We start from the raw sequence: 24,153 nt of genomic DNA on the forward strand, positions 1-24,153 counted from the left end.
AGTCGCTGTGCGTCGGTCTGGTCTGCCTGGTCATGGTCGGGGCGCTGCGTTGCTTCTCGGTCAGCACCTTGTACGGCAAGGCGCTGCGGGCGGCAGCGTCGGATCGGCTGGGCGCTCAGCTGATCGGCGTGGACCATGCGCTGAGCGGGCGGGCGGCGTTCGCGCTGGCCAGCCTGACGGCGGCGGTAAGTGGGGTGCTGATCGCGCCGATCACCCCGCTTTCTTACGACACCGGGTTCGAGATCGGCCTAAAAGGCTTCGTCGCGGCGGTGATCGGTGGGCTGGCGTCGTATCCGCTGGCGGCGGCGGGGGCGCTGGTGGTCGGGTTGCTGGAGTCGTTCTCCGGCTTTTGGGCCAGCGAATATCGCAACATCATCGTGTTCTCGCTGCTGATCCCGGTGCTGATCTGGCTGTCGCTGGCGCGCGGCAATGCCGAGGACCAGGCGTGACGCCGCCACGGTTGCTGACCGCCGCCGCGCTGTTGGTCTGCGCCGCCTTGCCGTTCGTGCTGACCGAGTATCAGGCGACCCTCGCCGGCTTCATCGGCATTGCCGCCATCGCCGCGCTTGGCCTTGTGCTGCTGACCGGCATCAGCGGCCAGACGTCGTTCGGGCACGCGACCTTCGTGGGTCTCGCCGCCTACACCACCGCCTGGATGACCCGCTATGGTGGCTGGCCGCCGCTAGCCGGGCTGGCCGTCGGGCTGGTGGTCACCGGCGGCACCGCGTTTCTGCTGGGCCTGATCACCGCGCGCACCTCCGGCCATTATCTGCCGGTCGCCACCATCGCGTGGGGCGCCAGCTTCTACTATCTGTTCGGCGTGCTGCCCGGTCTGGGTGGCTTCAATGGCTTCGGCGAGATCCCGTCGCTGTTTCCCGGCATCAGCCGCGGCACCGCGGCCGCGCTGATCGGGCTCGTGCTGGTCGCCAGCACCACGCTTTGCGCCAACCTGTTGGCCAGCCGCACCGGGCGGGCGATGCGAGCGCTGGCGCAAAGCCGCGTCATGGCCCAGAGCCTGGGCATCGACACCGCCCGCCTCGCCCGATCGACCTTCGTCCTGGCGGCATTGCTGGCCGGTGTCGCGGGGTGGCTGTTCGCCCATGTCCAGCGCTACGTCAGCCCCGCGCCGTTCGGTCTGAGTGCCAGCATCGAATACGTCTTCATGATCGTTATCGGCGGCGCCTCGCATCTCGGCGGCGCGATCGTCGGCGCCGCCATCGTCGTGCTGCTGCGCGACCAGTTGACCGAGCTGCTGCCTCGCCTGCTGGGGTCGTCCGGCAATTTCGAGACGGTGGCGTTCAGCCTCGTGGTCATCGCGCTGCTGCACTACGCCCCGCGGGGGATCGCCCCCGCCTTGTTCCGCGGCCGGTTGCGGCCGGGGCTGCCGGAAACCGATCGCGGCGCCGATCTGCCGGTTCGGGAAAAGCCCCCGCCGGGCACGCTGATCCTCGGTGCGACCGCGCTGGAGAAGCGATTTGGCGGGCTGGTCGCGGCACGGGACATCGACCTGTCGGTGCATGCCGGCGAAATCGTGGCGCTGATCGGCCCGAACGGAGCCGGCAAGAGCACCACGTTCAACCTGCTCAGCGGCGCGCTGGCTCCGAATGCCGGCCGCATCCGGCTGACCGACCAGGACCTCCACGCCTCCGGGGCCCGGGCGGTCGCGCGGCGCGGCCTCGCGCGGACGTTTCAGCATGTCAAGCTGCTGGGCGAGGCAAGCGTGCTCGACAACGTGGCGCTAGGCGCGCATCTACGCGGCCGAGCCGGGATGCTGCGGTCGATGCTGCGGCTGGACCGGGCGGAGGAGGCGGCGCTGCTGTGGGCGGCGCGGCAACAGGCGAGCCGCGTCGGGCTGGGCGACGTATTGCTGGATCCTGCCGGCAGTCTGCCGCTGGGGCGCCAGCGGCTGGTGGAGATTGCCCGCGGGCTATGCCTGGACCCGTGCGTGTTCCTGCTGGACGAGCCCGCCGCCGGGTTGCGGCTGCAGGAGAAACAGGCGCTGGCCGGTTTGCTGCGCGCGCTGCGCGATGAGGGCATGGCGATCCTGCTGGTCGAGCACGACATGGACTTCGTCATGGGCCTGGCCGACCGGGTGGCGGTGATGGATTTCGGCGAGAAGATCGCCGACGGGCGCCCCGAACAGGTGCAGGACGATCCGGTGGTGCAGGAAGCCTATCTGGGCGGCGTCGCATGACCTTGCTGTCGGTGCAAAATCTGTCCGCCGGCTACGGCAAGGCCGAGGTGCTGCACGGCGTGACTCTGTCGGTCGATGCGGCCCAGATCGTCGCCATCGTCGGACCGAACGGCGCCGGGAAGTCGACGTTGATGCACGCGGTGATGGGGTTGCTGCCGCGCCGCGGCCAGGTCTCGTTGCTGGGGCAGCAGGCCGGCGAGGTAGGCTGGATGGTGCGCCGCGGGGTCGTGCTGGTGCCGGAAACCCGCGCCTTGTTCACCGACATGAGCGTCCAGGACAACCTGTTGCTCGGAGGCTTTTCCCGCTGGCACCAAGGGCGGCGCCGCGGGACGGGCTACGCGGGGCGGCAAGCGTCGCCGGATCTGGCGGCCTCGATGGCTGATGTATTCGGCGTGTTTCCGCGTCTGGCGGGACGCCGCCGGCAGCTTGCCGGAACGCTGTCCGGCGGCGAGCGGCAGATGCTGGCGCTCGGGCGGGCGTTGATGGGGCAGCCGAAACTTCTGCTGCTGGATGAACCAAGCCTGGGGCTGGCGCCGAAGATCGTGGCGGACATCTTCCGGGTGATCGGCGGTCTGCGCGACCGTGGCATCGGCATCCTGCTGGTGGAGCAGAATGCGCGCGCGGCGCTGCGGATGGCGGATTACGGCTACGTGCTGGAGATGGGGCGCGTGGCGCTGCATGGTCCCTGCGCTGATCTGGCAGCCGACCCGCGGGTGATCGAGACGTATCTGGGACGGCGACGGGAGACTGGTTTGACCGGCCAACTATGACGCGGCCGGACCAAGGCAATTTGCAACACTAGTACATCGATTCCGTGAAACCAGCCAGTTGTGGGCGGTTCCCACCACGGCACCAGATATTGTAGCCTGATGGCTCAACAACACACGGTTTGGCCATGGCAGCCCGTCGGCGCGCGATCGAGATCGCGATTGGAGACGAAGACCTGGTGCGATTGGAGATGATCGCGCGGTCGCGCACCAAGCCGGCGAGTTGGGTTGAACGGGCCCGCATCCTTCTGGCTTATCATGCGGATGCTTCGACCTACGCGGTTGGCGAGGCGGTTGGGGTGACCCACCAGACGGTGTCACGGTGCTTGGATCGCGCGCTGCGGTTCGGCGTGATGGCGGCGCTTGACGACAGTCCGCGGCCAGGCAAGGCACCCGAGATCACCGCTGATGCCAAAGCCTGGCTGGTCTCCTTGGCCTGCCAGAAAGCCAAGGATCTGGGCTATCCGCATGAACTTTGGACGACCCGGCTACTGGCGCGCCATGCGCGTGAGCATGCCGTGGCGGCCGGACATCCGTGCATGGCCGGGATCGTTCAGGGCACCGTGTGCAAGATCCTGTCCCGCGACGAGGTGAAGCCGCACAAGGTGCGGTATTATCTCGAACGACGCGATCCGGCGTTCGAGACGAAAATGGCCGAGGTGCTCTGCGTCTATCGCGAGGTCGCCATTCTACGGGCGAACGCACAGGCGAGCGAGGAAGCCGCTGGCGTTGCCGCTGCCAGCAGCGTCGCGATCATCTCCTACGACGAGAAGCCGGGGCTGCAGGCGGTTGGCAACACCGCGCCCGATTTGGCGCCGAAGCCGGGACGCATGAGAGCTTCGCCCGTGACCATGAATACCAGCGCCATGGCACACTCAGTCTGCTCGCCGGGATCGACCTGCTGACGGGCAAGGTGCATGCCTGTGTCGAGGATCGTCATCGCTCGCGCGAGTTCGTCAGCTTCCTCAAGCGGCTCGACACCGCCTATCCCGCTGAGACCGCCATCAAACTGATCCTCGACAATCATGCCGCGCACATTTCGAAGGAGACGAAGGCTTGGCTGGCGACCAAGCCAGAGGGTCGCTTCTGCTTTGTGTTCACGCCGAAGCATGGCTCGTGGCTCAATCTTGTCGAAGGCTTCTTCTCCAAGATGGCGCGGTCTCTGCTCCGTCATATCCGGGTGGCATCCAAGGCCGAACTGAAACAAAGAATCCTGGCCTACCTCGAAGACCTCAACCACGAACCCATCATCCATAGCTGGACCTACAAGATCGGCGAGGCGGCGTGATAAGAGTCGATCTATGGAAACGCTCTACTAGCCTTGGCAGGCCTTTATATGTGCAAGTTTATGCGCATAGTTCCCTGCATGAGCCTTTGACGCAGAACGTCGCGACCGTTCCGCTGGCCCAGTTGCGCGCGCCCATCGGCACGCTGGCCTCGCATCGCGATCAAGTCATCCGTGCGATAGACGCCCTCCTCAGCGGCATCTGAATGCGGGCTTCAGACCTCTGCTTCGGATTGGGAACCTTCTGTGCACTCGCACCACGCTGGATCAAACCGCCGCTCTGGCGCATGATGAGTTGACACGAAAGGATCAGCATGGCCGAACGTTCCTTCGCCCGCGAAGTCCAGCAACTCCGCCTCGGCGCGGGCGCGGAGTTTCGCGGCGAAGGCATCCTGGCGATCACCAAGGCGCTGCTGGAGAACGGCGTCGGCTACGTCGCCGGCTATCAGGGGGCGCCGATCTCTCACTTGATGGATGTGCTGGCGGATGCCTCCGACATCCTGGCCGAACTCGGGGTCCATTTCGAATCCAGCGCCAACGAGGCGGCGGCGGCGGCGACCCTGGCAACTTCCGTGATGTATCCGATCCGCGGCGCGGTGACGTTCAAGAGCACCGCCGGGACCAACGTCGCCTCCGACGCACTGTCGAACCTCGCATCCAGCGGCGTCACTGGCGGCGCGATGATTATCCTGGGCGAGGACTACGGCGAAGGCTCCTCCATCATGCAGGAGCGTAGCCACGCGATCGCGATGAAATCTCAGATCTGGCTGCTGGACCCCAGGCCCAACCTGCCGTCGATCGTGCGCATGGTCGAGCACGGCTTCGCCCTGTCGGAAGCATCCGGCACGCCGGTGATGCTGGAGGTGCGCATTCGCGCTTGCCACGTCCATGGCAGCTTCGTCGCCAAGGACAACCGGCCGCCGCCATTCTCCTTGACCCAGGCGCGCAACGCCCCGGTCCGCGACACCGGCCGCATCGTCCTGCCGCCCGCCAGCTTCGCGCACGAACGCGACAAGATCGCCCGCCGCTGGCCCGCTGCCGTCGACTACATCCAGGCGCATGGGCTGAACGAGGTGTTCGATGGCGATATCCGCGACGTCGGGATCATCTTGCAGGGCGGCATGTACAACGGGGTGATGCGCGCGCTGATGCGGATGGGGCTCGCCGATGTCTGGGGCGCCACCCGGGTGCCGTTGTATGTCCTGAACGTCACCTACCCGCTGGTGGACGCCGAGGTCGTTGGTTTCTGCGCCGACAAGCGCGCCGTGCTGATGGTCGAGGAAAGCCAGCCCGATTTCATCGAACAGGCGCTGTCGAAAATCCTGCGCGAGGCCGACCTGCCGACCCGCCTGCTGGGCAAGCGCATCCTGCCGATGGCTGGCGAATATACCGTCGCGGTGCTGGAGGAAGGCGTGCGCGGCTTCTTCCGCACCGTGGGCACGGCCACCGACCTGACGCCGCGCGCCAACACCGCCGCCGTGCTGGATGAGGAACCCGTCCGCGCGCTGGCCAACGTTGTGCCCGCCCGGCCGCCCGGCTTCTGCACCGGCTGCCCGGAGCGGCCGATATTTTCCGCCATGAAGCTGGTCGAGCAGGAGCTTGGGTTGCACCACATCACCGCGGATATCGGCTGTCATCTGTTCTCCATCCTGCCGCCGTTCAATGTCGGCGCCACGACGATGGGGTATGGACTGGGGCCCGCATCCGCCTCGGCGCTGAACGGCGGCGAAGGCAAGCGGGTGGTCTCGTTCCTGGGCGATGGCGGGTTCTGGCACAACGGCCTGAACTCCAGCATCGGCAACGCGGTCTACAACAAGAGCGACAACGTCACGGTCATCGTCGACAATCATTACTCGGCCGCGACCGGCGGGCAGGACCTGCTGTCGTCGCGCGCGGCCAGCCGCCGCCGCTCCACCGGGCACGCGATCGCGCGGGCGGTGCGTGGTGTGGGGGCACGATGGGTGCGCCAGATCGATCGCACCTACGACGTCGCCCACATGCGCGACACCCTGCGCACGGCGCTGACGACAAAGGCGCCCGGGCCGAAGATAATCGTCGCGTCGTCCGAGTGCATGCTGAACCGCCAGCGCCGCGAGAAGCCGCTGCTGCGGGCGGCGGCGAAGGCGGGCAAACGCGTGGTGCGGCCACGCTTCGGCGTCGACCAGGATGTCTGCACCGGCGACCACGCCTGCATACGGTTGTCGGGCTGCCCGTCGCTGTCGCTGCAGCACACCGGCGAGAAGCTGCGCGACGACCCGGTCGCCGTGGTGGACAATTCCTGCGTCGGCTGCGGCCACTGCGGCGAGGTCGCCAACGCCGCGGTGCTGTGCCCGTCGTTCTACCGCGCCGATATCGTCGAGAACCCCGGCCGGATCGACCTGGTCCTGGCCCGCATCCGCGGCGCGGTGATCGGCTTCCTGCAACGCCGCCGCGCCGCGCGCAACTGGCTGCCCACCCAGGGGATGCCGACCTGACATGGACCGCCCGATCACCATCGCGGTGCTGGCGATCGGCGGTCAGGGCGGCGGCGTGCTGGTGGACTGGGTCGTCGCCCTGGCCGAACGGCAGGACTGGCGCGCGCAATCGACCTCGGTGCCCGGCGTGGCGCAGCGCACCGGGGCAACGATCTACTACGTGGAAGTCATCGCGGCGGCGCCGGGTCGGACGCCGGTGTTCTCCGCCATGGCCGCGCCCGGCGACGTCGACGTCGTGATCGCGGCCGAGTGGATGGAAGCCGGGCGCGCCATCCAGCGCGGCCTGGTGACGCCGGATCGGACGACGCTGATCGCCTCCACCCATCGCGCGTTCGCGGTGTCGGAGAAGCAGGTGCCGGGCGACGGGATGGCCGATTCCGGTGCCGTGACAGCAGCGGCGCGGGCAGCGGCGCGCCGCTTCGTGGCGTTCGACATGGCGGCCCTGGCGGAGCAGGCCGGCAGCGTGGTGTCCTCGGTGCTGTTCGGCGCCTTGTGCGGGACAGCCGTGCTGCCGTTCGGTCGGCCCGCGTTCGAGGCGGCTATTTCGGCGGCCGGGGTCGGCGTGCAGGCCAGCCTGCGAGGCTTCGCCTTGGGTTTCGACGCAGTGGGAGGTTTCGACGCGGTGGGCCAGCCGGCCGCAAGGCTACGACCGCTGCCAGAGCCTGTGCCACCGCCAGCAGCTGTATTGGCACCGGTGGGTCATGCGCCATACGACAGCCTGCTGGCCCGCGCCGCCACGCTGCCGGCCGCCGCGCACGAAATGCTAGCCGAGGGGCTGCGTCATGTCGTCGCCTATCAGGACATCGCCTACGGTTCGGCGTATCTGGATGCGGTGGAGGACGTGGCGCAGCTGGACCGCGCCGGTCTCACCGAAACCGCCGCCAAGTATATCGCCCGAGCCATGGTCTATGACGACGTCATCCGCGTCGCCGCGCTGAAGACTCAACCGTCGCGCGCCGGCCGGGTTCAACGCGAAATGGGTGGTCAGGTCATCGCCGTCACCGAATTCATGCATCCCCGCATGGAGGAACTGCTCGGCCTGCTCACGCCCGCCCTCGGCACGGCAGTGCAACGCCGCCCCCGCCTGGTCGCCGCGCTGGGGCGAGTGTTCTGCGGCCCGCGCCGCATCCGGACCGACACCATCCTGGGCTTCCTGATGCTGTACGTCGTCGCCGGATTGCGCGGCTGGCGGCGCCGCACCCTGCGCCACGCACAGGAATGGGCGCGAATCAATGCCTGGCTTGGCACCGTTCGCGGCGCCGCGGCGGAAGACCCGGCGCTGGCCGCCGAACTGCTGGCCAATCAGCGCCTGATCAAGGGATACAGCGACACCCACAGCCGGGGTGTGGACAAGTTCACCCAGGTGATGGCGGCGGCGCAACGACTGCGTGGACGGCCGGACGCCACGGTCTGGGTGCGACGACTGCGGGAGGCGGCGCTGAAAGATGAAGCCGGGCTGGCGCTGGAGCAAGCCCTGCAAACCGTCGACTCCTTTCTGGACGAGAGGACCGCCGCATGACCCACCGCTATCGCGACGATCCCGACGCCTTGTGCGCGCTGGTGCGCGACGCCGAGGTTCATCGCGATGTCTATATCGATCCCGAGATCTTCACGCTCGAGATGGAGCGGCTGTTCGCCAACACCTGGGTCTATGTCGGCCATGACTCCCAGGTGCCCAACCCCGGCGATTACTTCGGCACCACGATCGGCGCGCAGCCGGTGCTGATCGTCCGGCACGACGACGCTACGGTGCACGTGCTGTACAATCGGTGCCCGCATAAAGGCACTCGGATCACCACGGAAACCCGCGGCAATACCGGTCGTTTGTTTCGCTGCCCGTATCACGCCTGGAGTTTTCGCACCGACGGCAGCCTCGCCGCGGTGCCGTTGCCCGCCGGTTACGACAACGCGGCCTTCGCCGACAGTGAGGCGGCGCGCGGTCTGACGCCGGTGCGACACATGCACAACCACCGCGGCTTCGTGTTCGCCAAGATGGCGTCGGGTGGCCCGGATTTCGCCGAGTTCTTCGGCGACTCGCTGTCCAGCATCGACAACATGGTGGATCGTTCCCCGGCCGGGAGGCTTGAGGTCGCCGGCGGGGTGCTGCGCTACATGCACAACTGCAACTGGAAGATGCTGGTCGACAACCAGACCGACACGTGTCACCCGATGGTCGCCCACATGTCGTCGGCCGGCACCGCGATTGATCTGTGGAAGCGCGCCGGCGAGCAAAACCCGAAGCCCATGGCGGTGGAAATCTACGCGCCGTTCATGGCGCCGTACGAGTTCTATGAGAAGATGGGCATTCGCACCTGGGACAACGGCCACGGCCACACCGGAGTGAACCACTCGATCCATTCCAACTATGCGGCGGTGCCGGACTACTTTGACCAGATGGTCGCCGCCCATGGCGAGGCGCGCGCCAAGGCGATCCTGGATGAGAACCGGCACAACACGATCTACTTCCCGAACCTGATGGTAAAGGGGCCGATCCAGCTGCTGCGGCTGTTCAAGCCGCTGGGTCCTGATCGCACCCTGGTTGAAAGCTGGACATTCCGTCTGGTGGATGCACCGGATTTTCTGCTGGAACGCACGCTGGTCTACAACCGTTTGATCAATGCACCGACATCGGTGGTCGGACACGACGACCTGGAGATGTATGAACGCGCTCAGGAGGGCCTGCACGCCGACGGCAATTCCTGGGTCAGCCTGCATCGCTTGTTCGATCCGCGGGAGCAGCCATTTTCTGTCGACAACGGAACGACCGAGCGGCAGATGCGTAACCAGTTTCGGGCCTGGGCGCGATATATGGCGGCCGAAGCATGACAGCCGTGACCGACCTGACGGCGTTTGTCTATCGCGAGGCTCGGTTGTTGGACGAACACCGTTTCGACGAATGGCTGCAACTGTTCGCTCCCGACGGACGCTACTGGATGCCGTTGGAATACGGCCAGACCGACCGGCGGCTGACCGCGTCGCTGATGGACGAGGACCTGTTCCTGCTGCGCCTGCGGGTCGAGCGGTTGAAGGGCAATCGCACCTATAGCCAGAAACCGAAAAGCCGCTGCCATCACGTGCTGCAGCAACCACAGGTCGATGTCTTCGAACCGCAGGCTGACCGCTACGTCGTCTGGACCTCGATGCACTACCTGGAAACCCGCCTGGATCAGCACGATCTCTATGCCGCCTGGGCCACGCACGAATTGACGGTGATCGACGGTGCGTTGCGCATCCGGATGAAGCGGGTGGATCTGGTCAACTGCGACGCTGCGTTCGGCAGCATTCAGCTGTTCCTGTGACCGAAGTTGTCCCGATCGAGGTGCGGCGCGCGAGGCGATGAACAGCGTCTTCGAAACCTTCCTCGGCGCCGCCCGAGTTCACGCCGACCGCGCGTTCCTGTCGGTAACGCATGAAACCGCTGCCGCGTATCGGATTGATCCCGGCAACATCACCTACGCGCAGGCGTTGGACGCCGTTCTGCGGCTGCGCACCCGCTATGCCGAGGCGGGTTACGGCCCGGGCCTACGCGTCGGCCTGCTGCTGGAAAACCGGCCGGCTTTCTTGCTGCACTGGTTCGCTCTGAACGCGTTGAGCGTATCGATCGTGCCGCTGAACCCGGACCTGCGCAACATCGAATTGTCCTACCTCATTGCCCACTCCGAACTCGTTGCGGTCATCGCCATACCGGCCCGCCACGCCGCCTTGCGACAGGCCGCGGGTGATCGGCAGATCCCGGTCACCGCGCCCGACGACGCCCCGGCGCCGGTGGCAAAAGGCGGTTCGGCCTGGGATGAGGCCGCGCTGCTCTACACGTCCGGCACCACAGGACGACCGAAGGGATGCGTGCTGCCCAACAGCTATTTCCTGGCGGCCGGGGCGTGGTACGCGCGTCTCGGCGGGCTGGGAGAATTGCGTGTGGGCGAGGAGCGGATGCTGACGCCGCTGCCATTGTTTCATATGAATGCACTTGCCTACTCGGCGATGGCGATGCTGATCACCGGCGGCTGCCTGATCCCGCTGGACCGGTTCCATCCCAGGTCGTGGTGGCGAACGGTGCGCGAGTCCGGCGCGACCGCGATCCATTACCTTGGCGTCATGCCGGCGATCCTGATGGCCGACCCGGTGACGGCGGATGACCGGACGCACACAGTCCGTTTCGGCTTCGGAGCCGGCGTCGAGGGCAAGCTGCACGCGCCGTTCGAGCAACGCTTTGGCTTCCCGCTGATCGAGGCATGGGCGATGACCGAGACCGGCGCCGGCGCGGTGATCGCCGCCAGCCAGGAACCGCGCCACATCGGCACCTGCTGCTTCGGCCGTCCGGCACCCGAGGTCGAGTGCCGCATCGTGGATGAACACGGCAGCGAAGCGGAACAGGGCGAACTTCTCGTCCGCCACACTGGATCCGACCCACGTTTTGGCTTCTTCCGGGAATACGTGAAGGATCCCGCCGCCACCGCCGAAGCCTGGGCCGGCGGCTGGTTCCACACCGGCGACGTGGTCCGGCGCGGCTCGGATGGATCACTGCATTTCGTCGACCGGCGCAAGAACGTCATCCGCCGCTCCGGCGAGAACATTGCCGCCGTTGAGGTCGAAAGCGCGCTCCGCCAACATCCCGCCGTCGCCGCGGTGGCCGTGGCACCGACCGCCGATCCGGTTCGCGGCGAGGAAGTCTTTGCCTGCATCGTCGCCCGCACCGAGCCCGACGCAAGCTTGGCACGCGATATCACAACGTGGTGCGTCGAGCGGCTGGCATATTTTAAGGCGCCCGGTTTCATTGCCTTCGTGGCGGAACTGCCGCTGACCTCGACACAGAAGATCCAGCGTGGCGAACTGCGAAGTCTGGTCGATTCATTGACCGCGATCGCGCACGATACACGCGACCTGAAGCGACGGCCGGCATGAAGCGGCGCGGCTACGACGGCGTCGCGGTCTGCGCTCCGGTCAGCGTGAAATACCGCCGCTATTCGATCAACAGCGCGCATTGGTGGGTCGGACGCGCGCTGCATGCGCTGACGCAGCGATCCGGGCTGCGGCCGGTGGATCTGGACGGGCTGTCGGTGTCCAGCTTCACCCTGGCGCCGGACACCGCGGTTGGCCTGACGCAGCATCTGGGCCTGTCGCCGCGCTGGCTGGATCACGTCCCAATGGGCGGCGCCAGCGGCGGTATCGCGCTTCGTCGGGCGGCTCGGGCGGTGCAGGCGGGGGACGCGGATTTTGTTGCGTGTGTGGCTGCCGATACCAATCACGTGGACAGTTTCCGCAAGACGCTGTCGTCGTTCTCCCGCTTTGCCCAGGATGCGGTGTATCCGTATGGTTCGGGTGGCCCGAACGCCAGCTTCGCGCTGATCACGCGGCATTACATGAACCGGACTGGGGCCTCGCGTGAGGATTTCGGCCGCATTTGCGTCGCACAGCGCGCCAATGCGCAACGATATCCCGGCGCGCTGATGCGCAAGCCGCTGACGCTGGATGATTATATGGGCGCTCGTGCGATCTCCGATCCGATCCATCTGTTCGATTGCGTCATGCCGTGCGCCGGCGCCGAGGCATTCCTGGTCTGCCGCGACGACGACGCGGCTGGGTTGGGTCTGCCGTTCGCCCGCGTGTTGTCGGCGATCGAGCGGCACAACGCTTATCAGGACGATCCGATCCAGTATCGCGGCGGCTGGGCAATGGACCGGGACGATCTGTGGGATATGGCCGGCATCGCACCCGATGCGGTGGATTTTCTGCAGACCTATGACGATTATCCGGTCATCGTCATGATGCAGATCGAGGATCTTGGCTTCTGTGCCAAGGATGAAGCAGCCGCGTTCGTTCGGACCCACAGCCTGACCATCGACGGCGACTTTCCGCACAATACATCGGGTGGCCAGTTGTCGGTCGGGCAGGCGGGCGCCGGCGGCGGCTACCTGGGGCTGGTGGAAGCCGTGCGTCAACTGACTGACGAAGCGGGCGAGACGGCGGTGCCGGATGCCCGCATTGGGTTGGTCTCAGGTTTCGGGATGATCAACTACGATCGTGGACTGGCCAGTTCCGCCGTGTTGCTGGGGCGCGCATGACCGAACCTTTGGCCCCTCCGCGCCGCAAGGATCCGCTGAAGAAGACGCGGGAACCCGTGTTGCCGCAGGGCGTGCGCAGCCGCACCGCGCATGGGCTGACCGCGGCGGCGGCAGAGGGTCGTTTCGCGCTACAGGTCTGTGCCGATTGCGGCTTCACCTTGTATCCGCCGCGCGACGCCTGTCCGCACTGCCTGTCGGCGCGGGTGCCGTTTCAGGATGTCGCGCCCGGCGGCGTCGTGCTGACCCAGACCACCATCCGCAACAGTACCGATGTCTACTTCCGCGAGCGTACGCCTTGGCGCATCGGCACCGTTGCATTGGACTGCGGCCCGGCTCTCGTTGCGCACTTGCATGGCGATGTCCCGGAGGGTGGCCGGGTCCGCATGACAGTGCGTCTGGACAAGAGCGGCAACGCCGTGGCGCTCGCGATGCCGGAACGCCCGACCGAGCATCAGGAGGACGACGTGCAATTGCGGGAGCTGACGTGCGATCCGAAATTCCGCCGGGTCCTGATCACCGATGGCCGCAATGCAACCGGCCAAGCGATGGCGCGCGCGATGGCGGCGGCGGGTGCATCGATCATCTTTGTCGGCATTGCCGATCCGTGGAAGCCATTCGCGGCCGAGGCCGCGCTGCGCTCGGTTTCAGGCGTGGAACTCGTATCACTCGATGTCACCGACAGTCGCTCGGTCGCCGACGTTGCCGGCGAGATCGCGCATCGTGTTGATATACTTGTCAATACAACCGAGCACCCACGGTTTGGCGGGATCATGCGTGGTGGTCTGACGGTCGCTCGTGAGGGGATGGATATTCGCTACTTCGGATTGCTGCGGCTGGCGCAACACTTCGGGCCGGCGATGCGGGCCCGCGGTGCCGACGGCATCAACGCGGCTGCGGCGTTCGTCAACCTGCTATCGGTTCATGCGCTGGCCAACTGGCCGTCCTATGCGGCGTTCTCGGCGGCCGAAGCGGCGTGCCTGTCGGCTTCTCAGGCTCTGCGGGCGGAGTTGCGCGGCGGCGGCGTCAAGGTGCTGAACATGTTCGCCGGGCCGCTCGACACCGAATGGTTCCAGTCCGTGCCGCCACCGAAGCTGTCGCCCGCCGCGCTTGCCGCCGCGACCGTGGAGGCATTGCGTAATGGCATCGAGGACGCCTATGTCGGCGACATCGCGCAAGACATCCGCGCGCGTCTGGAGGTACAGCCGAAGGCGTTGGAACGGGAGCTGGGGGTATGAGCGCGTCGCCGATGAACTCCGTGCTGAGCGCTTTTGCCACCGCGCTTGCATCCGGCGGGATCCGGGTCATCGACCTCACACACACCTTGGCGCCGGATTTCCCCACCATCGTCATGCCTCCGGAGCTCGGACAATGCGCCCCGCTTCGCATCGAGGAAGTCTCCCGTTACGACGAGCGCGGGCCGGCCTGGTACTGGAACAACTTGTCGCTGGGCGAGCATACCGGCACGCACTTCGACGCCCCGATCCATTGGGTCACCGGCAAGCAACTGCCCAACAACTCGGTTGACACGATTCCGCCGGCGCATTTCCTGGCACCGGCCTGCGTCATCGATTGCTCGGCTGAATGCGCCACCGACGCAGACTTCGTGCTGACCATCCCGTTCGTCCAAACCTGGGAGTCGAGATACGGGCGTATCCCGTCGCGTGCCTGGGTGCTGCTTCGCACCGACTGGCACAAACGGCCAGTCCGGCAATACGTCAACCTGTCCGACGACGGCCCGCATTCGCCGGGCCCGGCGCCGGCGGTGGTGAAGTGGCTGGTGGAGGAACGCGACGTCCATGGCCTTGGCACCGAAACGATCGGTACCGACGCCGGACAGGCGGCGCACTTCACGCCACCATACCCGGCGCATCACTACATGCACGGAAGCGGCCGCTACGGGCTGCAATGCCTGGCAAACCTCGACCAACTGCCGCCCACCGGGGCCCTGATCCTGGCGGCGCCTTTGAAGATCCGCCAAGGTTCGGGCAGTCCGTTACGTGTCTTGGCACTTGTCGGGGCATCGGCATGACCATAGCGGTGGTCACCGGCGGCAGCACCGGGATAGGCGCCGCGATCTGCAGCCATATGCTGAACGCCGGGTATCACGTGCTGTCGCTGGCCCGCCGTGAACCCGCCGATGCACGCTGCGAGCATATCGAGGTCGACCTGCTCGATGCGTCGGCAACCGCGCAGGCCGCGCGGGAGATCGCCGAGCGCCACGCTATCACTCACGTCGTTCATAACGCTGGTGCAATCCGAGCCGCGTTGGTTTCAGAAGTAGCCATCACGGATGTGCTGGCATTGACGCAACTGCATCTCAATACCGCACTGATCCTGGTGCAGGCTGCACTGCCATCCATGCGCGCGGCGGGCTTCGGCCGCATCGTGCTGATCTCGTCGCGCGCCGCGCTTGGCCTGGCGACCCGCACGGCGTATCGGCGACGAAAGCCGGCATCATCGGCATGGCACGTACTTGGGCGCTGGAACTCGCCCCTGACGGCATTACGGTCAACGTGGTCGCGCCCGGCCCGGTCAGGGAGACGGAGATGTTCCATGACGTGGTTCCCGCCGACAGCCCGCGAGAGCAAGCGCTCGCCGCCGCGATTCCGGTGAAGCGCCTAGGCGCGCCCGATGATGTCGCCCAGGCGGTGATGTTCTTCGCAAGCCCGGCCAGCAGCTTTATCACCGGTCAGACCTTGTTCGTCTGCGGCGGGTCCAGCATTCGATCGCTATCGATTTGAGTGGAGGCTGTGCCATGCGTATCTGGTATCAAAGCTACGTCGATTACGCGAACGGCGCCCTCTACTGGGATACGCTGCGCGCCCACTTGGCCGAAATCGTCGACCCCGGCACGGAAATCCACGTCCACGGGATCACCCCGCACGACTCGTACGCCCACCCGATCGTGGAATTCCGTTGTGCGCGGGAGGTGATCTGCAATGCGATCCGAGCCGAACGCGAAGGCTATGACGCGTTCATCATTGGCCACTTCCAGGATGCCGGCCTCTACGAATGCCGCTCGGTTGTAGACATCCCGGTCGTCGCGCTGGGTGAAGCCTCGATGCTGCACGCCTGCCAGCTGGGGCAAAGGATCGGCATCGTAACGATTAATCCGCGCTATATCTCCTGGTTCCATCACCAGATCCGCAAATATGGGCTGCAACACCGCGTCACCGGTGTCCACGCCATGACATTCGAACCCGGTGAAATTCTCCGCGCCTACGAGGACCACGGACTTGCCAGGGACGTGGAGCGAAAATACGCCGAGCAGGGCAGGCCGCTGGTGGCCCAGGGGGTGGATGTGCTGATCCCGGGCGGCGGCATTCCAATGCTGCTGTTCTCCCGCATTCGCGGCCACGCGGTCGAAGGCGCACCGGTGATCAACGGCATTCCCATCGTGGTCAAGGCCGCCGAAACCGCGGTCAAGCTTCACCGCCTGACCGGACTCGGGGTCAGCCGCACCGCCGACTACGTCAAGCCGCCGCCGCACGTCATCGACGAATTCCTGTCCCACCCGAAAGGCCTCTGAACAGATGACTGAAAAGCACCCCGCGATCGGCAAACGCGGCATGGTCATCACCAACCACCCGCTGGCCTCCGCTGCCGGAGCGGAAATGCTGGCGGCAGGCGGCAATGCCATCGATGCCGCGATCGCGGCGCTGTTCACGCTGACGGTGGTGGAGCCGATGATGGTCGGTATCCTCGGCGGCGGAATGGCGCACGTCCGCCTTGCCGACGGCACTCACACGGTCATCGATGGACAGGGCACCGCGCCCGGCGCAACCGGTCCCACCACCTATATGCCCGATCTGGATGCGACACCCGGAACGATGGACACGGTCGGGCGAAAGAATGCGGTTGGCGCGACAGCGGTCGCGGTTCCCGGCAACCTTAAAGCCTGGTGCGAAACGCTGGATCGTTTCGGCTGCTTTTCGCTGGCCGATGTGATGGAACCGGCGATCCGCCACGCCAGCCGAGGCTTCCGGGTCACACCCTACCTGCACGAGTGCGTCTCCGACTGCGCCGCCGACATGGCGCACGATGCCGAAATCGCCAGGCTGTATCTGCCGGATGGCTCGGCCATCCAACGCGGCGCCCGCCTGATCACCGGCGACTATGCCGAGACGCTTCGCGGCATTGCCCGCGTCGGCTCCGAGCACCTCTACACCGGCGCACTCGGTGGGCACTACGTCGACCACATGGCAAAGTCCGGCGGCTACATCACACGCGACGATCTTACTAAGTACGAAACGATCACGCGGGAACCGCTGCGCGGCACGTATCGCGGCTACGAGATCATCGGCCCGCCGCCGCCATCCTCCGGCCCGCTGCACATCATTCAGATGTTGAACATCCTTGAAGGTTTCGATATCGCCGCGCTCGGTTTCGGCGCAACCGAAACGGTTCACCTGCTGGCCGAGGTGCTGAAGATCGCCTTCGCTGATCGTGCCGCGGCCACCGCCGACCCGGCCTTCGTCCGCGTGCCGGTCGAGAAACTTTTGTCCAAAACCTATGCGGCCGAACGCCGGTCCCGCGTCGATTTGAACCGGGCGCAATCCTGGACCGCGGAAGTCGCGCCGGAGGCCTCCCCTCATACCACCCACCTGACAGTCGCCGATGCCGCCGGCAACGTCGTCGCGAGCACACAGACGATCAACAGCCTGTTCGGCGCGCGCTATATTGTGCCGGGAACCGGCATGATTCCGAACAACTACATGTTGGTGTTCGATCCGCGCCCGAACCAAGCCAGCTCGGTTCAACCGGGAAAACGGGTTACGTCATCGATGTCGCCGGTCATCGTCAGCCGCAACGGCAAACCGAAATATGCCCTTGGCTTGCCCGGCGGCCTGCGCATCTTCCCCTCCGTCATGCAGGCGCTGTGCAACCTGATCGACCATGGCATGACAGTGCAGCAGGCCGTCGAAGCCGCGCGTGTCTGGACCCAGGGTTACACTCTTGAAGTGGAAGGCGGCATCTCAACTGGCGCGTTCGACGCTCTGCGCCGAATGGGTCACGACGCCGTCCGCGTCGGCAACGTCGCCGGCGGCATGAGCGCGATCCACTTCCACGCTGACGGCACCATGGAGGGCGCCGCCTGTTGGCGTGCCGACGGGACGCCAATTGCTGTCGGCGGCGGCCTTGCCCGCCCTGGCGTGCGATTCCGGCCGGAGGCCGCCCAACGTTGATCCGGCGGCAGGTCGCTAACAAAGGCGGCCGCCGATGATAAAGCGGCGTTCAGTGGATGCCGGCCATTTGCGGGATCGAGCGGCTGGCCTGCCAGAACCGAGCGTCGCTGTCGCGGTGAGCAGCAACCGCGGCGGGGTCAAGATCGGCAGCCGGGCGCGGTTCCAGGTCGAAATGACCATGGGCGTCGTGCCCTCGCACCAAGGTCGCGGACAGCCGCGTCGGCCCGACATGGCACACCCGCGTCGGGATATAGCTGATGCCGATGCCGATCCGGTCGTCCTCGCCGACATTCGGATCCGACGCATGTATCGCCATGGTGTGATGCAGTGAGAATTCACCCGGCGAAAGCTCGATCGGCACAGCCGTCGAACCATCGACATCGGCAATAACGGTTTGGCCGCGCGACAACATCAAGGTTGCATCAGAATTGTCCGCGTGCGGCATCTGCCCAGCGTGGTGCGTTCCCGGCACGATGCGCACGCATCCGGTCTGGGTGTTGCTCGGACTCAGCGCCACCCAGGGCAGTCACGTGCTCGTATGGCGCAAGACCGAAATAAGTGCCGTCCTGGTGCCACGGCACGCGGCTGGGCGACCCCTTCGTCTTCCACCACATGGTCGTGTGAAACACCATGATATCGGGCCCGATCAAATCTTCCACCGCGTCCAGGATAAACGGTTCCCGCACCATCTTCGCCGCCCAGGTGAAAAGTAGATATGGTTTTACTCGATACGACACTGTCTCCGACGCGGCCGCCGCCGGGCCAGCGGTGTCGGCGCATGTCCGCTCGACGTCGGCCCGGTACGCCGCCGCCGCTTCCGTCGAAAAAGCGCGGAAGGGAAACAAAAAGCCCTGCTCGCGATATCGTCTGATCTGTGCTCGGTTCAGCGATTTCATCGAAGCCTCCTCTGCGCCAACACGGCTTGCGGCTCGTCGTATTCCTGCAGCGACCGCCAATGCCGCTCCACGTCGCCAGCGAACAGGCCTCGCGTCAATCCCGCAACTAGCTTCGGCACCGCGGTCGTCATCGCGTTGATCGAAGAACCGGACGGTCCGAAGCTCATGGTGGAGGCGATGTTGAACATGTGGATGTCGGTCATCCAGGCGGTCAGGCCAGGCTTTCGCGGCAGCAACGAATAGTCCGGTGCCAGATAAGGAAAACGACCCAGCCGGTCATCGCGCTCCGCCGCCGGCGGTTGGTAGCGATCCGCCCAGCACGCGATGTTGTCCGCGACGCGCGCGAGTTCCGGGCGCTGCGTGAAGTCGATCTCAACGCCAGTGCAGCAGATCAGAAAGTCCGCCGTCCACAAACCTGACGCGATGTCGATCTCCACCGCGTCGCCGACGACGCGTGCGCCGGTCCACGGCGCGTCGGCGAGCAGCCTGAACGCCGGATGACAGGCGCAGCGGTCATAGGTCGGCTGCGGAAATCCTTCCCGCATGCCCAGGATGTGGCTCATGAACCGCCACCTCCAGGCGTCGTCCAGGTCCGACACATGCCGCAGGAATCCGGCAAAGGTCAGCCATCGGTACGGCTGCACCACCTGAGGTTCGGAACGCCGACAGAACAGCACCACCTCGGTGGCGCCGGCCTCCAGTGCCATCGCCGCGTTGTCGAACGCTGAGGCTCCGGCTCCAAGCACCGCCACGCGGCGTCCGCGCAGCGCCGCGAAATCGACCGGGTCAGCGGTGTGAGCGCGGAACCGTTGCGGCAGCCGCGCCACGAAATCCGGCATCCACCAAAGCCCCGAACCATCCTGCCCGGTCGCCAGCACCACCTTGCGAGTGAAGCGAACCTTGCCGTCGCCCAGCGTGACAGCCAGCAGGCCACAAGCTGCCGCGTCGATGTCCACCACCGCGGTGTCGTTGCTTACCGCAACGCCGATGGCATCACGCACCCAATCGAGATACGCCGCCCAATCCTCGCGCCTGATCAGCTCTAGCGCCTGCCAGTGCGCCACTCCGTATCGCGCCTCATGCCACGTCTGATACCCTAGGCTGGGAAGGTCGAGGTCGGGTCCGGTGTAGTCCTTCGGCGACCGCAGCGTGTGCATCCGGGCGTAGGTCAGCCAGGGCCCTTCGCGGCCCTGAGGCGCCCGGTCCGCCACCAGGATGTTGCTCACCATCGCCCGCATCAGCCCACCGGCGATCGCCAGACCGGACTGCCCGCCGCCGACGATCAGCACGTCCAAGGCCGGCTCGCCGTCCGGTCCGATACGTGGTTCCAGCCAATTCATCCGCGGATGGGCGATCCGTTGCAGATCGTCCCGCACTTGGGCGGTCAAGGCGGCAAGTGAGTCATGCGGCAACGGTCATGCTCCCGGCATGTGGTTCGAAGCGGCTACGCCCCCCGCCGCGCCGCCAGCGCGCCCGCCAGTTGGAGCGCCGCGAGCAGGCTGGTGGCATCGGCGACGCCCTTGCCGGCGATATCGAAGGCGGTGCCGTGATCGGGTGAGGTGCGCACGATCGGCAGCCCCAGCGTCACGTTCACGCCGCGGTCCATGTCCAGCGTCTTCAGCGGGATCAGCGCCTGGTCATGATACATGCAGATCGCCACGTCGTAGCGGGCCCGCGCGCCGGCGGTGAACATCGTGTCGGGCGACCAGGGGCCGGAGACATCGATCCCTTCGGCTCGCAGCGTGTCGATGGCCGGCTGCACCAGCGTGGCTTCCTCGGTTCCCAGCGCACCCTGCTCCCCGGCGTGCGGGTTCAGCCCGGCGATCGCCAGGCGCGGGGCGGCGATGCCGAAATCCTGGCGCAGCGCGGCGGCGGTGGTGCGGGAGGCGGCGACGATCATCTCGGTCGTCAGCATGGCGATCGAATCGCGCAGCGACGCGTGCACCGTCACCGGCACGACGCGCAGCATCGGGCTGGCGAGCATCATGATCTGCTGCCCGGTGGCGCCGGTCAGTTCGGCCAGGAATTCGGTATGGCCGGGATAGGGGAAACCGGCCTGATACAGGGCCGCCTTGTTGATCGGATTGGTAACGACAGCGCCGACGGTGCCCGCCAACGCCAGCTTCGTCGCCTGTTCGATCGACGAGACGACGGCGTTCGCATTCGCCTGATCGGGCTGCCCGGGTAATGGGATGGCCGCCAATGGCACCGACAGCACGGGTAGTGCCGACCGAAAAGCGCCGGCGGCCTCGGCAGCGTCCGTCACCGGCCGCACCGGCACCGCAAGGCCCTGATCCCGCGCCAACCGCTCGAGCCGAGCCGGATCATCCAGCGCGACGAATGCCAGACCCGCCTCGTGCAGCGCCAGCCAGGCCTTCAGCGACAGTTCACCGCCGATCCCGGCCGGATCGCCCATTGTCAGCGCGAGTGGCTTCATCGCCGCGGTTCCATCATTCAGATATGCAGCGCTCTTCCCTCCGCCGCCAGGGCTGCTTCCTTCACCGCCTCGCTGAGCGTGGGATGAGCGTGGCAAATCCGCCCCACGTCCTCGGCCGAGGCGCCGAATTCGATCGCCGTGGTCAGCTCCGCGATCAGCGTGCCGGCATCGGGGCCAATCACATGCGCGCCCAGCAGGCGGTCGGTCGCTTTATCCGCCAGGATCTTCACAAACCCATCCGTGTCCCCGATCGCCCGCGCTCGGCCGTTGGCGGTGAAGGGAAATTTGCCGATGGAGTAGGCGATGCCGCCGGCTTTCAGTTCTTCCTCGGTCTGCCCGACCGAGGCGACTTCCGGCCATGTATAGACCACGCCGGGAATCGCTCCGTAGTTCACGTGCCCGGCCTGCCCGGCGAGGATTTCCGCGACCGCGACGCCTTCATCCTCGCCCTTGTGCGCCAGCATCGGGCCGGCGATCACGTCACCGATGGCATGGATGCCCGCAACGTTGGTGGCGTAGTGCGCATCGACCTTGACCCGTCCGCGGCCATCGAGCTCGACGCCGACCTGCTCCAGGCCGAGGCCCTCGGTGTAAGGACGGCGGCCGATCGACAGCAGCACGACGTCGGCCTTGATCGTCTCTGCCGTGCCGCCCTTGGCGGGTTCCACGGTCAGCGCGACACCATCGGCGCCAGTCGCGGCACCGGTCACCTTCATGCCCAGGCGGAACTTCAGCCCCTGCTTCTGCAGGATGCGCTGGAACGCGGCGGCGATCTCGTTGTCCATGCCGGGGACGATACGGTCGAGGAACTCGATCACCGTGACCTCGGCGCCAAGACGGCGCCAGACGCTGCCAAGCTCCAGGCCGATGTAACCGCCGCCGATGACGACCAGATGGCCGGGGACCCTGTCCAGTTCCAGCGCGCCGGTGGAGCTGACGATCCGCTTTTCATCGACCGCCACGCCGGGCAGCGGAACGCTCTCGCTGCCGGTAGCGATGATGATGTTCTTCGTGGTGTAGGCGGTGCCGTCGACATCGACCGTGCCGGGTGCGGTGATCCGGCCGGTGCCCTTCAACCAGGTGACCTTGTTCTTGCGGAACAGGAATTCGACGCCCTTGGTGTTGGCGTTGACGACCTCCTCCTTGCGCGCCTGCATGCGAGCCAGATCCAGTTTCACCCCGTCGACCAGCACGCCGTGATCCTTCAGTGCATGGTTGGCTTTCTCGAACTCCTCCGACGATTGCAGCAGCGCCTTGGACGGAATGCAGCCGATGTTCAGGCAGGTGCCGCCGAGCGTTGCGCGCTTCTCGACGCAGGCGGTTTTCAGCCCGAGCTGCGCGGCGCGGATGGCACAGACATAGCCGCCCGGTCCGGAACCGATGACGATGACATCGAAGGAATCGCTCATTTAGTCCTCAAGGTTTCCCGCCAGACGACCGCCGGCAAGCCGATATGATCGAACATCGCTTGTTCCTCTCGACCCGACTGGGGCTCAGAGATCCAGCAGCAGCCGGCGTGGATCTTCCACGCCTTCCTTGACCCGGACCAGGAAGGACACCGCCTCCTTGCCGTCGACGATACGGTGATCATACGACACCGCGAGGTACATCATCGGCCGGATCTCGATCTTGCCGCCGACCCCCATCGGGCGCTCCTGGATCTTGTGCATCCCCAGGATCGCCGACTGCGGCGGGTTGAGGATCGGCGTCGACATCATCGATCCGTAGATGCCGCCGTTGGTGATGCTGAACGAACCGCCGGCCAAATCCTCCAGCTTCAACGCGCCGTCGCGGGCGCGCTTGCCGAAGTCGGCGATCGCCGCCTCGATGCCGGCAAACCCAAGCTGATCGGCATCGCGAATGACCGGAACGACAAGACCCGAAGGACCGCCGACTGCGATGCCCATGTTGACAAAATTCTTGTAGATGATGTCGTCGCCATCGATCTCGGCGTTGACCGCGGGAAACTCCTTCAGCGCCACGCAGCAGGCGCGGACGAAGACGCTCATGAAACCTAGCCGGACGCCGTGGTGCTTCTTCTCGAACGCGTCGCGGTATTCAGCGCGCAGCGCCATGATCGCCGACATGTCCACCTCGTTGAAGGTGGTCAGCATCGCGGCGTTGTTCTGCGCCTCCTTCAGCCGCAGCGCGATGGTGCGGCGCAGGCGGGTCATCTTCACCCGCTGTTCCCGCGGGTCATCCTGACGCGGCGGCTTCGCGGCCGGGGCTGCCGGGGCGGGAGCCGGCCGGTTGAGGAAATCCAGCACGTCGCCCTTGGTAATGCGTCCGTCCTTGCCGGTCCCCTCGCCCAGCACGTCGGCGGCAACCTTGTTCTCCTCGATCATCTTCGCCGCCGCCGGCAGCGGCGCGTGGGCCGGGGCGGTCGCGGCGGGACGGGACACCGGGCCTATCGGCCGCGGCGGCGCAACGACCCCGGCTGGCGGATTGGCTGCTGGCCGTGGTTCGGCGGCAGGTTCCTGCGGCGGAGCGGCGACGGAGGTCTGCGGCGGAGCGGCGACCGACGCCGGCTGCGGCTCACGAGCCACCGGCTTCGGGGGCGAGGCCGGTGCCGCCTTGGCCGGCGCGGCGGCGGCTCCCGCGGCGCCATCCACCAGCCCGAGGATCGATCCGACCTCGACCTCGGTGCCCTCCGGTACGGCGATCGAGGACAGCGTCCCACCAGACGGCGCGTTGACCTCGACCGTCACCTTGTCGGTTTCCAGTTCGACCAGCGGCTCATCGGCGGCCACCGACTCACCTTGCTGCTTGATCCAGCGGGCAACCGTGGCGGTCGTCACGCTTTCGCCCAATGCGGGCACAACGATTTCAGTCGCCACGGCGATATGTCTCCA

At 66.3% G+C, this 24,153-nt stretch carries 19 protein-coding genes and 3 pseudogenes; 17 read left to right on the forward strand and 5 right to left on the reverse strand.

Annotation, left to right across the window (positions count from 1 at the left end; all coding sequences use genetic code 11):
- From ACQY4Y_RS00175 to ggt, 17 genes and pseudogenes are all read left to right on the forward strand, one after another.
- Positions 1-449 (forward strand): branched-chain amino acid ABC transporter permease (locus ACQY4Y_RS00175; protein ID WP_428488556.1); only part of this gene is annotated, 449 nt, incomplete at its 5' end.
- On the forward strand, positions 446-2,194 hold the full coding sequence (locus tag ACQY4Y_RS00180; protein WP_428488557.1) for an ABC transporter permease subunit: 1,749 nt from the start codon (positions 446-448) through the stop codon (positions 2,192-2,194). The genes ACQY4Y_RS00175 and ACQY4Y_RS00180, both read left to right, overlap by 4 nt.
- Positions 2,191-2,964 (forward strand): ABC transporter ATP-binding protein, encoded by a 774-nt coding sequence (locus ACQY4Y_RS00185; protein WP_428488558.1) that lies wholly within the window; start codon positions 2,191-2,193, stop codon positions 2,962-2,964. The genes ACQY4Y_RS00180 and ACQY4Y_RS00185 overlap by 4 nt, the downstream gene beginning before the upstream one ends.
- Positions 2,965-3,314: 350 nt before the next feature.
- Positions 3,315-3,422 (forward strand): annotated as a pseudogene (locus tag ACQY4Y_RS00190) (helix-turn-helix domain-containing protein); the annotation flags it as partial.
- Positions 3,423-3,526: 104 nt separating this feature from the next.
- Complete coding sequence (locus ACQY4Y_RS00195) at positions 3,527-4,249, forward strand: IS630 family transposase (protein WP_428488559.1); 723 nt, start codon at positions 3,527-3,529, stop codon at positions 4,247-4,249.
- Positions 4,250-4,335: 86 nt separating this feature from the next.
- Positions 4,336-4,452, forward strand: a complete 117-nt coding sequence (locus tag ACQY4Y_RS00200) for a CcdB family protein (RefSeq protein WP_428488560.1) — start codon at positions 4,336-4,338, stop codon at positions 4,450-4,452.
- Positions 4,453-4,560: 108 nt separating this feature from the next.
- Entirely contained in the window at positions 4,561-6,720 is a 2,160-nt protein-coding gene (locus tag ACQY4Y_RS00205) for a thiamine pyrophosphate-dependent enzyme (RefSeq protein WP_428488561.1), read from the forward strand.
- Between the two features lies 1 nt (position 6,721).
- The gene (locus ACQY4Y_RS00210) at positions 6,722-8,239 is read left to right on the forward strand and encodes an indolepyruvate oxidoreductase subunit beta family protein (RefSeq protein WP_428488562.1); all 1,518 of its coding nucleotides are present in this window, start codon (positions 6,722-6,724) and stop codon (positions 8,237-8,239) included.
- Positions 8,236-9,546 (forward strand): aromatic ring-hydroxylating dioxygenase subunit alpha, encoded by a 1,311-nt coding sequence (locus ACQY4Y_RS00215; RefSeq protein WP_428488563.1) that lies wholly within the window; start codon positions 8,236-8,238, stop codon positions 9,544-9,546. Before ACQY4Y_RS00210 ends, ACQY4Y_RS00215 begins: the two co-directional genes overlap by 4 nt.
- Positions 9,543-10,019 (forward strand): aromatic-ring-hydroxylating dioxygenase subunit beta, encoded by a 477-nt coding sequence (locus tag ACQY4Y_RS00220; protein ID WP_428488564.1) that lies wholly within the window; start codon positions 9,543-9,545, stop codon positions 10,017-10,019. Before ACQY4Y_RS00215 ends, ACQY4Y_RS00220 begins: the two co-directional genes overlap by 4 nt.
- Before the next feature lie 37 nt (positions 10,020-10,056).
- Positions 10,057-11,622 carry an AMP-binding protein gene (locus ACQY4Y_RS00225; RefSeq protein WP_428488565.1) on the forward strand — a complete coding sequence of 522 codons (1,566 nt, stop codon included), beginning with the start codon at positions 10,057-10,059 and terminating at the stop codon, positions 11,620-11,622.
- Positions 11,619-12,782, forward strand: coding sequence for a thiolase family protein (locus ACQY4Y_RS00230; RefSeq protein WP_428488566.1), 1,164 nt, complete (start codon positions 11,619-11,621; stop codon positions 12,780-12,782). The genes ACQY4Y_RS00225 and ACQY4Y_RS00230 overlap by 4 nt, the downstream gene beginning before the upstream one ends.
- A complete protein-coding gene (locus ACQY4Y_RS00235) occupies positions 12,779-14,017 on the forward strand; it encodes an SDR family oxidoreductase (RefSeq protein ID WP_428488567.1) in 1,239 nt (412 codons plus the stop codon). Before ACQY4Y_RS00230 ends, ACQY4Y_RS00235 begins: the two co-directional genes overlap by 4 nt.
- Complete coding sequence (locus ACQY4Y_RS00240; RefSeq protein ID WP_428488568.1) at positions 14,014-14,811, forward strand: cyclase family protein; 798 nt, start codon at positions 14,014-14,016, stop codon at positions 14,809-14,811. The genes ACQY4Y_RS00235 and ACQY4Y_RS00240 overlap by 4 nt, the downstream gene beginning before the upstream one ends.
- Positions 14,808-15,523: pseudogene (locus ACQY4Y_RS00245) on the forward strand (SDR family NAD(P)-dependent oxidoreductase). The gene ACQY4Y_RS00240 and the pseudogene ACQY4Y_RS00245 overlap by 4 nt, the downstream one beginning before the upstream one ends.
- A 14-nt stretch (positions 15,524-15,537) precedes the next feature.
- The gene (locus ACQY4Y_RS00250; RefSeq protein WP_428488569.1) at positions 15,538-16,311 is read left to right on the forward strand and encodes an aspartate/glutamate racemase family protein; all 774 of its coding nucleotides are present in this window, start codon (positions 15,538-15,540) and stop codon (positions 16,309-16,311) included.
- 4 nt (positions 16,312-16,315) lie between these two features.
- Positions 16,316-17,968: a gamma-glutamyltransferase gene (gene ggt / locus ACQY4Y_RS00255; RefSeq protein ID WP_428488570.1), complete on the forward strand. Its 1,653-nt coding sequence runs from the start codon at positions 16,316-16,318 to the stop codon at positions 17,966-17,968.
- A gap of 49 nt (positions 17,969-18,017) precedes the next feature.
- Here the strand turns inward: ggt and ACQY4Y_RS00260 are convergent.
- The 5 genes and pseudogenes from ACQY4Y_RS00260 to odhB form a co-directional block, all read right to left on the reverse strand.
- Positions 18,018-18,864: pseudogene (locus tag ACQY4Y_RS00260) on the reverse strand (phytanoyl-CoA dioxygenase family protein).
- Positions 18,861-20,276: an FAD/NAD(P)-binding protein gene (locus ACQY4Y_RS00265; protein ID WP_428488571.1), complete on the reverse strand. Its 1,416-nt coding sequence runs from the start codon at positions 20,274-20,276 to the stop codon at positions 18,861-18,863. The pseudogene ACQY4Y_RS00260 and the gene ACQY4Y_RS00265 overlap by 4 nt, the downstream one beginning before the upstream one ends.
- 32 nt (positions 20,277-20,308) lie before the next feature.
- A complete protein-coding gene (gene pdxA / locus ACQY4Y_RS00270; RefSeq protein ID WP_428488572.1) occupies positions 20,309-21,301 on the reverse strand; it encodes a 4-hydroxythreonine-4-phosphate dehydrogenase PdxA in 993 nt (330 codons plus the stop codon).
- Between the two features lie 17 nt (positions 21,302-21,318).
- A complete protein-coding gene (gene lpdA / locus ACQY4Y_RS00275) occupies positions 21,319-22,710 on the reverse strand; it encodes a dihydrolipoyl dehydrogenase (RefSeq protein WP_428488573.1) in 1,392 nt (463 codons plus the stop codon).
- Between the two features lie 84 nt (positions 22,711-22,794).
- Positions 22,795-24,138, reverse strand: a complete 1,344-nt coding sequence (odhB, locus tag ACQY4Y_RS00280; protein WP_428488574.1) for a 2-oxoglutarate dehydrogenase complex dihydrolipoyllysine-residue succinyltransferase — start codon at positions 24,136-24,138, stop codon at positions 22,795-22,797.
- Positions 24,139-24,153: the final 15 nt, after the last annotated feature.

The organism is Rhodopila sp., from assembly GCF_965277165.1.
GTDB lineage: Bacteria > Pseudomonadota > Alphaproteobacteria > Acetobacterales > Acetobacteraceae > Rhodopila.

Bases quoted from the DNA above. Each gene is read 5' to 3' on its own strand.
- ACQY4Y_RS00215 (WP_428488563.1), top strand. From the start codon at position 8,236: ATGACCCACCGCTATCGCGACGATCCCGACGCCTTGTGCGCGCTGGTG.
- pdxA (WP_428488572.1), bottom strand. From the start codon at position 21,301: ATGAAGCCACTCGCGCTGACAATGGGCGATCCGGCCGGGATCGGCGGT.
- ACQY4Y_RS00210 (WP_428488562.1), top strand. From the start codon at position 6,722: ATGGACCGCCCGATCACCATCGCGGTGCTGGCGATCGGCGGTCAGGGC.
- ACQY4Y_RS00235 (WP_428488567.1), top strand. From the start codon at position 12,779: ATGACCGAACCTTTGGCCCCTCCGCGCCGCAAGGATCCGCTGAAGAAG.
- ACQY4Y_RS00205 (WP_428488561.1), top strand. From the start codon at position 4,561: ATGGCCGAACGTTCCTTCGCCCGCGAAGTCCAGCAACTCCGCCTCGGC.
- ACQY4Y_RS00185 (WP_428488558.1), top strand. From the start codon at position 2,191: ATGACCTTGCTGTCGGTGCAAAATCTGTCCGCCGGCTACGGCAAGGCC.
- ACQY4Y_RS00250 (WP_428488569.1), top strand. From the start codon at position 15,538: ATGCGTATCTGGTATCAAAGCTACGTCGATTACGCGAACGGCGCCCTC.
- ACQY4Y_RS00240 (WP_428488568.1), top strand. From the start codon at position 14,014: ATGAGCGCGTCGCCGATGAACTCCGTGCTGAGCGCTTTTGCCACCGCG.
- ACQY4Y_RS00230 (WP_428488566.1), top strand. From the start codon at position 11,619: ATGAAGCGGCGCGGCTACGACGGCGTCGCGGTCTGCGCTCCGGTCAGC.
- ACQY4Y_RS00220 (WP_428488564.1), top strand. From the start codon at position 9,543: ATGACAGCCGTGACCGACCTGACGGCGTTTGTCTATCGCGAGGCTCGG.
- lpdA (WP_428488573.1), bottom strand. From the start codon at position 22,710: ATGAGCGATTCCTTCGATGTCATCGTCATCGGTTCCGGACCGGGCGGC.
- ACQY4Y_RS00225 (WP_428488565.1), top strand. From the start codon at position 10,057: ATGAACAGCGTCTTCGAAACCTTCCTCGGCGCCGCCCGAGTTCACGCC.
- ggt (WP_428488570.1), top strand. From the start codon at position 16,316: ATGACTGAAAAGCACCCCGCGATCGGCAAACGCGGCATGGTCATCACC.